The 13183-nt window shown below is 59.0% G+C and carries 11 protein-coding genes and 1 pseudogene; 10 read left to right on the forward strand and 2 right to left on the reverse strand.

The features are described from left to right. The first annotated feature begins 2 nt into the window (after positions 1-2). The 6 genes and pseudogenes from ACP15L_RS05670 to ACP15L_RS05695 all read left to right on the forward strand — a co-directional run bounded on the left by ACP15L_RS05670 (position 3) and on the right by ACP15L_RS05695 (position 6253). Positions 3-953: a phytanoyl-CoA dioxygenase family protein gene (locus ACP15L_RS05670; RefSeq protein WP_425083443.1), complete on the forward strand. Its 951-nt coding sequence runs from the start codon at positions 3-5 to the stop codon at positions 951-953. Between the two features lie 24 nt (positions 954-977). Next, complete coding sequence (locus ACP15L_RS05675) at positions 978-2480, forward strand: UxaA family hydrolase (protein ID WP_425083444.1); 1503 nt, start codon at positions 978-980, stop codon at positions 2478-2480. Further along, a complete protein-coding gene (locus tag ACP15L_RS05680) occupies positions 2477-3481 on the forward strand; it encodes a Gfo/Idh/MocA family protein (protein WP_425083445.1) in 1005 nt (334 codons plus the stop codon). The genes ACP15L_RS05675 and ACP15L_RS05680 overlap by 4 nt, the downstream gene beginning before the upstream one ends. 106 nt (positions 3482-3587) lie before the next feature. After that, a pseudogene (locus ACP15L_RS05685) lies at positions 3588-4508 on the forward strand (NAD(P)-dependent oxidoreductase); the annotation flags it as partial. A gap of 3 nt (positions 4509-4511) precedes the next feature. After that, entirely contained in the window at positions 4512-5393 is an 882-nt protein-coding gene (locus ACP15L_RS05690; protein ID WP_170614479.1) for a DMT family transporter, read from the forward strand. After that, positions 5390-6253: a sugar kinase gene (locus ACP15L_RS05695; RefSeq protein ID WP_425083446.1), complete on the forward strand. Its 864-nt coding sequence runs from the start codon at positions 5390-5392 to the stop codon at positions 6251-6253. The genes ACP15L_RS05690 and ACP15L_RS05695 overlap by 4 nt, the downstream gene beginning before the upstream one ends. Here ACP15L_RS05695 and ACP15L_RS05700 read toward each other — a convergent pair. Both ACP15L_RS05700 and uxaC read right to left on the reverse strand, forming a co-directional pair. Continuing rightward, positions 6240-7436, reverse strand: a complete 1197-nt coding sequence (locus tag ACP15L_RS05700; protein ID WP_425083447.1) for a mannitol dehydrogenase family protein — start codon at positions 7434-7436, stop codon at positions 6240-6242. The genes ACP15L_RS05695 and ACP15L_RS05700 overlap by 14 nt on opposite strands. After that, complete coding sequence (gene uxaC / locus ACP15L_RS05705) at positions 7437-8780, reverse strand: glucuronate isomerase (RefSeq protein ID WP_425083512.1); 1344 nt, start codon at positions 8778-8780, stop codon at positions 7437-7439. It lies immediately after the preceding gene. Positions 8781-8903: 123 nt separating this feature from the next. Here uxaC and ACP15L_RS05710 point away from each other — a divergent pair, with 123 nt between their 5' ends. From ACP15L_RS05710 to uxuA, 4 genes are read left to right on the forward strand one after another with little or no spacing between them, the layout of a single operon-like run. Continuing rightward, positions 8904-9920, forward strand: coding sequence for a Gfo/Idh/MocA family protein (locus ACP15L_RS05710; RefSeq protein WP_425083448.1), 1017 nt, complete (start codon positions 8904-8906; stop codon positions 9918-9920). Then, the gene (locus tag ACP15L_RS05715; RefSeq protein WP_425083449.1) at positions 9917-10918 is read left to right on the forward strand and encodes a Gfo/Idh/MocA family protein; all 1002 of its coding nucleotides are present in this window, start codon (positions 9917-9919) and stop codon (positions 10916-10918) included. Before ACP15L_RS05710 ends, ACP15L_RS05715 begins: the two co-directional genes overlap by 4 nt. After that, positions 10915-11967, forward strand: a complete 1053-nt coding sequence (locus tag ACP15L_RS05720; RefSeq protein ID WP_425083450.1) for a Gfo/Idh/MocA family protein — start codon at positions 10915-10917, stop codon at positions 11965-11967. The genes ACP15L_RS05715 and ACP15L_RS05720 overlap by 4 nt, the downstream gene beginning before the upstream one ends. Beyond that, positions 11964-13145 carry a mannonate dehydratase gene (uxuA, locus tag ACP15L_RS05725; RefSeq protein ID WP_425083451.1) on the forward strand — a complete coding sequence of 394 codons (1182 nt, stop codon included), beginning with the start codon at positions 11964-11966 and terminating at the stop codon, positions 13143-13145. Before ACP15L_RS05720 ends, uxuA begins: the two co-directional genes overlap by 4 nt. Positions 13146-13183: the final 38 nt, after the last annotated feature.

A 13183-nucleotide genomic window follows, 5' to 3' on the forward strand; every position in this document is an offset into this window, starting at 1 on the left:
CCATGCTGACACAAGATCAGATTGGCAATTTCCAGACGGACGGATACCTCGTGGTCGAGGATGTAATTCCCAGCGATTTGCTGGATCGGGTACAGGCCGAATACTCGGACGTCCTGAACCGGCTCTATGACGGTTGGTACGAAAAAGGGCTGGTCAAGGACGAACCGTCAGGAATGACCTTCTGGGACAAACTTCTGTCCGCCTATCAGGCCGGTTGCGACTATTTTCAACCGCTGGACATCTCGTTACCCGGCGATCGGATCATGGCGGACACACCGTTCCATATTGGACCCGCAGTGTTCGACTTACTGACGGCCCAGCCCATGCTCGACATTGTCGAGCAGTTGATTGGGCCAGAGCTGGTTAGCAATCCGATCCAGCACGTTCGGTTGAAGCCCCCTGCCCTCAAGCTGTCCAAGGACGAGGTTCGCGCGCATATCACCGCGACAGACTGGCATCAGGACCGGGCGGTTGCTTTGGAGGATGCGGACCAGACCGACATGGTCACAGTGTGGATTGCCGTCAACGATGCAACGGTCAAAAACGGCTGCCTGCAAGTGTTGCCAAAGGCACAGGACCAATCCATCCTGCCGCATTGCGCGCGGACGCAGACTGGTATTGCCGACGGGTTCATCGACGAAGGCCGAGCCGTGCCCCTTCCTGTCAAGGCGGGCGGGATCATCCTGTTTCACCCTCTGACGCCGCACGCTTCGCTGGTCAATGAAACGGACCGGTTCCGCTGGTCGTTCGACATCCGCTTCAGTGCGGCGGGCCAACCCACCGGTCGAGACCATTTCCCCAGCTTCATCGCAAGGTCCAGATCGCGCCCAGAAACCGAGCTGCGAGATTGGCGCGTCTGCAAGTCCAATTGGGAAGCGGCGCGAGCAAGGCTGTCTGGACAACCGCATATAGATATTCACCGGTGGACATCGGACTCGCCGTTCTGCGCCTAGCTGCTGCCCCCAGGAAAGCTGACTATGACTTTTGTACGTTTAGATCGATCGGATAGCGTGGTGGTTGCAACTCGGCCCCTGGAGGTCGGCAATATGGTCGAGGATGTCACGACCAATGCGCGCATCCCCTCGGGACACAAGGTTGCCACGCGAAATCTTGCACCCGGCGATCCTGTCAGAAAATACGCCCAGATTATCGGTTACGCCACCCAAATGATCGAACCTGGCGACCATGTGCACACCCACAATATCGAGTTCCGCAACACCAGCGTGGACTACGAGTTTGCGACGGATCACAGGCCTACGAAACCCGCCACCTCGGTCGATACGTTCATGGGCTACCACCGGGACAGCGGTCGCGTCGGCACGCGCAACTACATCGCCGTTTTGACCACCGTGAACTGTTCGGCGACTGCGGCCCGCATGATCGCCAACCACTTCACGCCGGACAAGCTGGCCGAGTTTCCGAACGTCGACGGCGTAGTGGCCTTTGTCCACGGAACGGGCTGCGGAATGGCCGATTCCGGCGACGGTTTCGAAGCTCTTCAACGGGTCATGTGGGGGTTTGCGAAACATCCCAATCACGCTGCTGTTCTGATGGTAGGTCTGGGCTGCGAGATGAACCAGATCGACTGGCTACTGGACGCGTATGGGTTGAAGCAGAGTGCAACCTTCCAGACGATGAACATCCAGAACGTCGCGGGATTGCGCCGGACCGTGGAAATGGGCATCAGCAAGATCAACCAGATGCTACCCATTGCCAATGAGGCGCGGCGCAGCGAAACCCCTGCGTCCGAACTGATGGTTGCGCTGCAATGCGGTGGATCGGACGCTTGGTCCGGTGTGACCGCGAACCCTGCGCTCGGACATGCCTGCGACCTGTTGGTTGCCCAAGGCGGCACCGGTGTCCTTGCGGAAACGCCCGAAATCTACGGTGCCGAACACCTTTTGACCCGCCGCGCCCTTGGTCGCGCAACTGGGGAAAAACTGATCGGACTGATCGATTGGTGGCAGGACTATACCGCCCGCAATCACGGTTCGATGGACAACAACCCAAGCCCCGGCAACAAGCAAGGCGGTCTGACGACCATCCTTGAGAAATCGCTGGGGGCAGCGGCGAAGGGCGGAACCACCCCCTTGACCGGTGTATTCAAATACGCCGAACCCATCACCGCCAAAGGCTTCACCTTCATGGACAGCCCCGGATATGACCCGGCCTCGGTGACCGGGCAGATCGCGGCCGGGTGCAACCTTGTGTGCTTTACCACGGGGCGCGGCTCTGCCTTTGGGTCGAAACCGGCGCCTACGCTGAAAATCGCCACCAACTCTGAATTGGCGGCGCGCATGCCCGAAGACATGGACGTGGATGCGGGGGACATTCTGACCAAAGGCGCCAGCGTCGAAGAGAAAGGACAGGAAATATACCGACGGTTGCTCCAAGTCGCCTCGGGCACACGGACCAAGTCCGAGGCGCAGGGCCTGGGTGACTACGAATTCGTTCCCTGGCAAATCGGAGCAGTGATGTGAAACGGATCCTTGTAGCCGGCGGTGGATTGATCGGTATCCGCCACATGCGCGCCGTGATCGAGCACCCCGGCTGCGTGTTGGTCGGGTTGGCCGATCCAGATGGCTCGATCCATATCGACGCGCCGCGTTTTGCCAGTATGGACGAGGTAGAGGGCCCGGTGGATGGCGTCATCATCGCGACGCCGACCCGCCTGCATGCCGAACATGGCATTCTGGCCGCATCCCGCAGTTGGCACATGCTGATCGAAAAGCCGGTTGCTGCATCGGTCGACGATGCCCAGCGCTTGAGGGCGGCCGTTCGCAAGGCCGATGTCCGCAGCCTTGTAGGCCACCATCGGCGGTATCACACAACCTTGCAGCACCTGAAAGAGGTGATCGCGCAAGGTACGATCGGACAAGTCATCAACGTCTCGTTGCTGTGGGCCATGCGTAAACCCGAGAGCTATTTTGAACAGAACTGGCGGACATCTGATGGCAGTCCAGTCATGATCAATCTGGTGCATGATATCGATGTCTTGCGCTTTGTGATCGGGGAAATCTCAGATGTCGTCGCCCTGCCCGGCGCGTCAATCCGCGGATCAGATCGGATAGAAAGCGGGGCTGTTGCGATTGCGTTCGAAAACGGCGCGACGGGCACTATCAGCTTTGCCGACACCGCACCCAGCCCTTGGGGGTTTGAGGCCGGAACCGGCGAAAACCCGAACATCGGCACGACAAATCAGGACATGATGTGGATCACGGGAACCAGCGGCGCTGTCAGTTTTCCCTCCATGACCCTGTGGCGTGGAAAGGATTGGGGGACTGCGGCCCAGAAAGACCAACTTACACGACCAGAACAGCAACGTGCACCGCTTGAGGCGCAACTGGATCACTTCCTTGACGTGATCGAGGGCGCCCCTCCACTGATCGACGTCGAGGACGCAGCCCGGACGCTTGAGGTCACATCATGGATCGAACAAGGGCTGAAGGCGCGAACAGCTCGAGCGCGGGCGCCGGCCTGATGGCCATGCGGCACGGCAAAATACCGGACCACCCAAAGACCAATGATTATCCGTCGGGCAATATGAGCATTCAAACTGCAAAGCCGTACGCGCCAGACACAAGAATGAAAACCAGACACATTCACGGAAAGGGAAACCAATGAGCAAACCATCAATCGGGTTTATCGGCTTGGGACTAATGGGCGGAGCCATGGTGAGCCGACTTTTGGACCAAGGATACTCGGTCGCTGTATTGGGAAACCGCGACCGCACATACCTGGACGCCGCGATTGACCGTGGCGCCCGCGAGATGCAAAACGCCCAAGAACTGGCCGAAGCCAGCGACATCGTGATGTTGTGCATGGGCACCTCGGAACAGGTCGAAAGCCGTATGCGCGGCGCAGATGGAGTGATCGCGGGATTGAAACCCGAGGCAATCGTCATCGACTTTGGCACCTCGCTTCCAGGCAGCACACGCGCCTTAGCCGAGGAGGTCGCCGCAGCTGGCGGAAGCTACCTGGATGCGCCGCTTGGTCGGACGCCTTCGCACGCACTAGAAGGCAAGCTCAACATTATGACGTCCGGCAACAAGGCTGCCTTTGACAAGGCCGAGCCGACACTGAAGGATTTGGGCGAAAACGTTTTCTACCTTGGCCCCGTTGGCTCCGGACACACGATCAAGCTGATCAACAACTTCTTCGGAATGACCGTCGCGAACGCAATGGCCGAAGCCTTTGCCATGGCAGATATTACCGGTGTTGACCGCAAGCAGGTGTATGACGTTATGGCCGCAGGGCCGCTGCATTCTGGAATGATGGATTTCGTCAAAGCCTATGGCGTCGAGAATGATCCAAACCAGCTGGCTTTTGCCATCAAGAACGCGGCAAAAGACCTCGGTTATTATGACCGTATGGCACGCGATGCAGGCGTCACTAGCGTGATGTCGCAGTGCGCGCTCTCGGCGCTGAATGACGCGCGCGACCACGGTCAGGCGGATGACATGGTCAGCCAGATGGTTGACTACTACGTCAAGCGTTTCAACACCTGATCGATGGCCGTCACCGCCAACCCCAATGCGGACCTGCCGCGCCTTGGCATCGTGCTGATGCTGACGGCGTGGCTTTTCTTTTCGCTGGTTGACCTTGGGGCCAAGTGGTTGGCGTTGGCCGGCGTGCCGGCATTTCAGTTGGCGTTCATGCGCTATGCAGGGCACTTCGTGATCTCTGTGGGGGTGATCGCCAAGGGCGGGATTGAGGCCAGCCGGTTCAAGACCGACCATCCATGGCAGGTCATTAGCCGGGCCTTGCTGCTGATCTCGGCGACCGTTTTCAATTTTTATGCCCTGCGGTTTTTGCCTCTGACCGTTGTGTCGGCAATCATGTTCTCAAGCCCGGTCATCGTGTGCTTCCTGTCCGTTTTCGTGTTGAAAGAGAGCGTGGGTCCATGGCGTTGGGCGGCTATCATACTGGGCTTTCTGGGGGTGTTGGTTGTCGTGCGGCCGTTTGGTTCGGCCTTTCATCCGACCATGCTGCTGATCGTCTACAATGCCACCGCTTTGGCTTTGTACTCGATCATGACGCGCAGGCTGTCCGGGGTTGTTGCAGTGGACACCATGCAATTCTACCTCGGGCTTACCGGGACGGTGGTCCTGCTGCCCTTCGCCATCTGGTTTTGGGTCCAGCCGGAAAACACCTGGAGCCTGATTGTCCTGATCAGTCTTGGCGTCTTTGGCTGGTGCGGGCATCAACTGCTGACGAACGCGCATCGGTTCGGAACGGCGAACCAGTTGATGCCATTCACCTATTCGTTCCTGATCTACGTTGCGATCTGGGGCTATCTGTTCTTTGACACGGTACCGGACGCATTCACGTTGGCGGGGGCTGCGCTGATCATGGTCGCCGGGCTCATCATCTGGAAAAGAGAAAAGAAATGACGCGAATTGCCTGCATCGGCGAAGCAATGATCGAATTGTCCATGCTGGAAACCGGCGCAAAGGTCGGCGTTGCGGGGGATACGCTGAACACGGCCATCTACATGCACCGCGCCGCTCCTGATCTGCAGGTGGAGTATGTGACATGTCTGGGCGACGACCCGTTCTCAGGGCGCATCGCCGACTTTATCGCAAGTCATGGCATCGGGACATCTGGCATCCGCATCATTCCCAACTCTTCTCCGGGACTATACGCGATCACAACCTCTGCGGACGGTGAACGCAGCTTTACCTATTGGCGCAGCGAGGCAGCCGCCCGTCAGCTTTTTGCCGATCACGACTTCAGCCTTCTGAACGGTTTCGACGTGCTGTACTTGTCAGGAATTTCCGTGGCAATTCTTCCGCATTCGGTAAGGCTTGCGCTTCTGGATTGGCTCGAAGGCTCTTCAGTCCAGTTGGTCTATGACAGCAACTTTCGTCCGCGTCTTTGGGACAGCGTTGAATACGCCCGGCAGATCAACCAAAGGCTTTGGCAGCTTGCGGATATTGCCCTACCGTCCATTGACGACGAGATGGCGCTGTTCGGGGAAAGCGCGGATCAGGTGGCGGCACGATTTACCGATCATCACGGTGTCGGTGCCTTGAAACGCGGAGAGAAAGGTCCTCTGTCCATAGGCCAGATCATTGACCAATCCTATGAACCTGCCAAACACGTGCTGGATACGACAGCGGCGGGCGACAGTTTCAACGGTGGGTACCTCGCGGCCTTGCTGACGGGAAAATCGCAGGCCGAGGCCCTGATGGCCGGACACAATCTGGCGTCCACCGTTGTTCAGTTCCGCGGCGCGATCATTCCCGGATAAGCGGCGCGAGATCCTCTGCTCCGACAAGACGCAAAAGCGGCACTAGCGGATCTGGCTGCTTGGCAGCCAAAGCGATTTCCGACGCGCAAGGATCGTTCAGCGCCCGACCTTTGGCGGTCTCGGACATGCAATAGGAGACCCAGGCCCGCATCCCCGCGATCACCGCCTGAGAGCCGGTCTCACGGAGTGTGGGAACAAACCGATACGGCAGCTTCTGGCTGCCATCCATTGCGATTTGGTCCAGACGGTGCGCCAGCTCGGGGTTTTCAAAACGGCGCAACAGAGCCTCGGCATAATCCGGAGCTTGTGCTTGTAGTGCTGCTGGTAGCGTTGCGACCGCATCCTTCATCAACTCGGAAACCAGCGGGCGCAAAACCGGGTCTCGAACCGCTTCGTGAACGTAGGTCAGGCCTCGCTCCAACCCGACATAAGCCAACAGGGAATGGGCACCGTTCAGCATGCGCAGCTTTCGCATCTCGTGCGGGGCTACGTCATCGACCAATTGCACGCCCGGCCAATCCGGGTGAGGACCGGCGAAATTGTCTTCGATCACCCACTCCGAGAACGCCTCGGTCGGAACAGCCATAGGATCGCCGCTGATTGCGCGAACGGCGTCCGTGGTGGCCGGGGTGATCCGGTCGACCATCGCGTTGGGGAAGCGAACGGCACCCCAATGCACGTCCAAACCGGCTGCTTCCGCAAAATCGGCAACTGCCGTTTCTAACGTTTTGCCGTTTTCCATTCGGTTGTCGCAGCTTAGCACCGTCACAGGCTTGCGCCGTCCCGCAAGGCCGAAAGCTAGAAACCCGATCAGCGTCGAAGGCCCCTGCCCAGCCAGATCGGCGGCAATCGCCGGGTCCTGATGGTTCAGATTGCCCGCGGCGTCCAAATGGTAGCCTTTCTCGGTGACGGTCGCCGAAATGATCTCGGCATTCGCCATCACATCGAAAATCGCTGCGCGATCCTTGGGCGCGACCAGAACGTCCCGCAGAGCTTTGATGCGCCGGACGCCCTGCCCCTGCACGCACAAATCGTACTCGAAACCTTGTCGCGCCAATCCATCCCTAACCGAGGATGAACGCAGGCTGACGCCGACAACGTCCCATCCGCCAGCTTGATCGGTGTAGTCCAGCAAATGCGCCCGGGCGAAGTTTCCAAGGCCGAAGTGAAGAATAGTACCCATCTAGCTTTGCAATCCGTAAACCTGTTTCGCCAGATCGACCGACAGCAGCCGCGCCAAATGCTCGGCACTGTCCCGACCGAAGTAACCGCGCGCAACCTGCTCGGCCAGATGAATCGCAACACCTTGTCGCCACAGGTCGTGCCGTGCTGGAATGGACAGAAAAGCCCGCGTGTCGTCATTGAATCCGGCCAGATTGTAGTATCCGGCCGTTTCAACGACCTGATCGAAATACCGCGCAATCCCGGCTGGGCTGTCGTGGAACCACCAAGGCGGCCCGATCCGAAGGCACGGCCAATGTCCCGCCATAGGGGCCAGTTCACGGGCGTAGGTGCCTTCGTCCAATGTAAAGAGTATAATGCGCAGTTCGGGCGAGTTTCCGACCCGGTTCAGCAGCGCCTCAAGGCCCGTGACCCAATCCATCGCGATTGGAATGTCGGCCCCCTTGTCACGTCCGAAGTCCCGCATTACCGCGTCGTTCGTGTTGCGCTTGCTGCCAGAATGTATCTGCATGGTCAGGCCATCATCGACAGACATCTGCGCCATTTCGATCAGCATATGACCGTAGAACCGGCGAGCATCCTGTTCAGTCCCGTCCTGCCGTCTCAGCCGTTGGTACAGCGCATCCGGGTCGTCCAGCCACTCAGTCTGCACGCGTTCGATACCGTGGTCGGTAGCCGTACAGCCCAACTGGATGAAATAAGCCCGCCGCATTCGGAGCGCATTGAGGTAGCCATCATAGCTGCCCAGATCGCAGCCTGTCAGCTCGGCCAACTTGTTCAGGTTTTGCACGAACTCCGGGTCCGCCCCATCCAAAACCCCGTCTGGGCGGAACGTCGGAATAACCCGCCCGCCCCAACCGCTTTCACGGACATCCCGATGCTCCGCGAGGCCGTCGAGAGCGGAATCCGTGGTGGCCAGAACCGCAATTCCAAACTTGTCGAACAAAGCCCTCGGACGAAATTCGGGTCGCGCCAGCTTTTCTGAGATCCCATCGTAAATCAGGTCTGCCGTGCGCGAAGACAACTCCTCAGATACGCCTAGCGTTTCATGCAGCACGTAGTTCATCCAGATCCGGGAAGGCGTTCCCAGAAACAGATGCCAGTGCTCGGCAAAGGTGCGGAAAACGGCGCGAGGATCCTTCTTTCGCCCCTCTTCCCCAACGCCAAGTTCGGACAAGGGAACGCCCTGCGAATAGAGCATACGGAACACGTAATGGTCGGGAACCACAAGCAGCTCTGCCGGGTTGGGAAACGGCGCATCGGTTGCGAACCACCCCGGATCGCAGTGACCATGCGGAGACACGATCGGCAGGTCCTTGATGCCCAGGTACAGGTCTTCTGCCATCCCATTCAAATTACCAGTCAATTCTGCCTCCGATACTGCTGCCCGCAATTGTTAACACAGTTTTTAATGGTTGCATCTTTCCCGTTCGAACCCGCAGACTGACCGGGGGATCCGGGGGAACGAATGAATATTGCGCTGATTGGTTTGGGGATGGTTTCGGGCACGCATGTCGCTGCCATTCAGGCATCGGAGCAAGGCCTCAATCTTGCCGGCGTCCTCGGGCGCAATCCTGAAAAAACAGCTGATTTCGCGAAGCGAAACGACACCCGCGCGTTCAGCTCGGTCGAGGAAATCGCAAACGACTCAAACGTCGACTTTGCGATCATCGCAACCCCGCCTGATCAGCGCGCAGAGTTGGTTCGGGTTCTTTCGACCGCTTCGAAACCGATCCTGATGGAAAAGCCTATCGAAAGAACGCTGGACGCCGCGACAGCTATTGTCGAGCAGTGCGAGGTGTCTGGTGTGCCGCTGGGCATCTTTTTTCAGCACCGTGCCCGCGCCGCATCGCAGGCACTGAAATCAGCCATTGAACAGGGTGAGTTGGGCACGATCGCCACATTGGAGATCCGTGTCCCCTGGTGGCGCGATCAGAGCTACTATAACGAGCCGGGTCGAGGCACTTATGCACGCGACGGAGGCGGTGTCATGATCTCGCAGGCGATCCACACGCTTGACCTCACGATGTGGCTGCTGGGGCCGATCTCGGACATTCAGGCTGTAATGAGAAAAACTCCACTACACGATCTCGAGGCCGAGGATTGGGCAGGTGCAGTCTTTGAAATGGATAGCGGCGCGGTGGGAACTTTGATGGCGACTACTGCCGAATACCCTGGGGCCGCTGAAGCTATCACGATCCAGGGCACCCGCGCCAAAGCGCATCTGGAGTCAGGTGTCCTGACCTTGACCGCTTTCAATGGTCAGAAGTCCACGGTTGGCGAAATGTCCGCCACAGGCGGAGGGGCCGATCCCATGGCGTTCACCCATGATTGGCATCAGGCGGTTATCGAGGATTTCGCCGAGGCCATCGCCGGTGGAACGCGGCCCATGGCCACCGGACGCAGTGCCCTTTTGACCCACGCCGTCATCGACGCGATGCAGATCGCCAATCGAACCGGCCAGAAAACACGAGTCATCTCATGAGCCTGACCTGCGTCGCCCTTGGCCTGGACCACCGACATATCTATGGCATGACGGAAAACATGCGTAAAATCGGCGTGGACTGCGTTGGCTACTGGACACAAGGCGATCCGGAAACGCTGCCGGGCTACGTCAAAAGGTTTCCCGATATTCCGCGGCTGGCCCGACTGGAAGACGCCCTAACCAGTGGGGCGGATCTAGCGCTGATTTCCGCAATCCCGGCAGATAGAGCTGCCTTGACGATCCGGGCCATGCAAAACGGCATGGATGTCATGACCGACAAGCCAGGCTGCACGACGTTCGAACAACTCGACCAGATCAAGCGAACAGTCACGGACACCGGCCGCATCTGGTCGGTGAATTTTTCCGAACGGTTTGAAACGCCCGTCAGCACCCGAGCGGCCGAGTTGGTCGAGGCCGGTGCCATCGGGCGCGTGATCCAGACGGTCGGACTTGGCCCCCACCGATTGAACCGGGCAACCCGGCCCGAATGGTTTTTTCAGCGTGAACGCTATGGCGGCATTCTGACCGACATCGCCTCGCATCAGATCGATCAGTTCTTGCACTACACAGGTTCGGAAACCGCTGAAATCACAAACGCTTATGTGGCGAACTACGCAAACCCCAACGATCCCGGATTGCAGGATTTTGGCGAGGTCAATCTACGAAGCGAGAATGGCACCGGTTACATCCGGGTTGACTGGTTTACGCCGGATGCCCTTCCGAACTGGGGGGATGGTCGTCTGACGATCCTAGGAACCGAAGGCTATATCGAGTTGCGAAAATATGTTGATGTGGGTGGGGCCTCAGGGACGGACCATCTGATCCTCGTCAATGGTGAAACCTGCCAAAAGATCGACGCATCTGACGCCGGCCTTCCCTACTTTTCGCGCCTCGCCGATGACATCCGCAACCGGACGGAAACCGCGATGACGCAGACCCACTGCTTTACGGTCATGGAACTGGCACTGCACGCGCAGGAAATGGCGGAACGCGGATGATCAACGTTGCGATCCTTGGCGCAGGTATCGGTGCGCAACATCTGGACGCGCTGGAACGGCTTGACCGCACATTCCGCGTAGCCGCCGTGGTGGACCAGAATACGGACCGGATCGAACAGATTCGACAGAACGCGGATTTTCGGGCACTGACCAACATTCAGGACGCGCTGGATGATCCGGCGATTGACGTCATCGACATCTGCCTGCCGCCCCATCTGCATGTGCCGACCACTCTTGCGGCACTGGCCGCAGGAAAACACGTTGTCTGCGAAAAACCCCTTGCGACCTCGATGCAGGACGTGGATCGGATCACGGCAGCGGCCCACAGCGCGGGCAAGCACGTGTTTCCAGTTTTTCAATACCGGTGGGGGCCGTCACTGGCCCAATTGCGCCACCTGCAACGCGCCGGCCTGACCGGAGCACTCCAAACGGCCGCGCTTGAAACCCATTGGTCCCGAGGGGCAGACTATTACGCGGTGCCGTGGCGGGGAACATGGGCCGGTGAACGCGGCGGCGCAGTGCTGGGCCATGCCATCCACAACCATGATCTGCTGACTCATATCGCGGGTGATATAGCCTGGGTGTCCGCAATGGCCACAACGCGGGTCAACCCGATCGAGACCGAAGATTGCGCAGCGATCTGCTTTGGCATGACTTCCGGAGCATTGTGCACAAGCAATATCACACTAGGCGCCGCCACGGACGAAACCCGCCTGCGGTTCGTCTTTGAAAAGGTGACCGCCACCTCAGGTACGGAACCCTATGCCCCAGGTCAATCGCCCTGGACATTCGTCGCGCGGGACCCGGTGGATCAAGCCGCTATCGACGAGGCTCTTGCGGCCGTCGCCGCCGAGCCAATTGGTTTCGAAGGCTTCTTTGCCGAAGTCGGCAAGGCACTGCGGTCCGAGGCAAATTCGGCCGTTACGCTGCAGGACGGCGCTGCGTCCATCGGCCTTGTGACGGCGATTTATCACGCGGCGCGCACCGGGCAGCGTGTTGCCCTTCCCATCAGGCCCGATCACCCGCTGTATGAAGGATGGCTGCCATGAAACAATGCTGGCGTTGGTTCGGACCCGATGATCCGATCGCCCTGGCCGATCTCCATCAAGTCGGGGTTCAGGGCATCGTCACCGCACTGCATCACATCCCCCCGGGACAACCCTGGGACGAACCGAGCATCGCCGATCGGCAGGCAGTTCTGGCTACTGCCGGGTACAGTTGGGACGTTGTCGAAAGCCTGCCCGTCTCCGAGGCGATCAAAACACAGTCCGCAGACATGGCTGAACATCTGCAGGCGTATAAGTCCAGCCTCAGGTCCCTGTCCGCCCGTGGCATCAAAGTCGTTTGCTACAACTTCATGCCAATCCTGGACTGGACGCGCACCGCCCTTCGCGCCCCGCAGCCGCACGGCGGAACGGCCATGCTGTTCGACCTGACCGATTTTGCTGTTTTCGACATACATATTCTCAAGCGACCGGGCGCGTCCGAAGACTATTCCAGCGTCGTCCAGCAAACGGCCAAGGATCGCTTCTTGCGCATGTCGGATGAATCCAAGGCCCAGTTGCAACACAATGTCACTGCGGGGCTGCCCGGCGCCAACGATCAGTGGAGCGTGCAGGACGTGCGCGCTTTGTTGCAGACCTATGCTCATATAGACCGTGACCGGCTTCGCGCAAACCTGATCGACTTCCTGTCAGAAGTCGCACCAGTCGCCCAAGAACTGGAACTACGCTTGTGCTGTCATCCGGATGATCCGCCGTTCTCCTTGCTTGGTCTGCCGCGGATCATGTCCAGTACCGATGACTACGGCGCCGTTCTGGATGCGGTTGATTTGTTGGCGAATGGCGCAACGTTGTGTACCGGATCGCTGGGAGTGTCCCCCGAATTCGATGGGCCGGACTTCGTGCGCAGGCATGGCGACCGAATTCACTTTGTCCATCTGCGGAATACCCAACGCATCGCCGGGTCAGACAGTCAGAAGCCGGACTTTTTTGAGGCCCCGCATTTGGAGGGCGACACCGACATGGTCGGCACCATTCGCGAGTTGATGAACGAACAACGCCGCCGCAAATCCCAGGGGCGGGACGACTGGCAAATTCCGATGCGGCCTGACCACGGACAAGAACTGCTGAGCGATCTCGGCGGACACAGCACTCCCGGTTATCCGCTGATCGGACGAATGCGCGGGCTGGCGGAACTACGCGGCATAGTGGCGGCGTTTTCCTGACGCGTCGGACCAGGCAGTTTCTTTCCGCCCGTAACACT

This window comes from Ruegeria profundi, assembly GCF_049800715.1.
In the GTDB taxonomy this organism is placed as follows: domain Bacteria; phylum Pseudomonadota; class Alphaproteobacteria; order Rhodobacterales; family Rhodobacteraceae; genus Ruegeria; species Ruegeria profundi_A.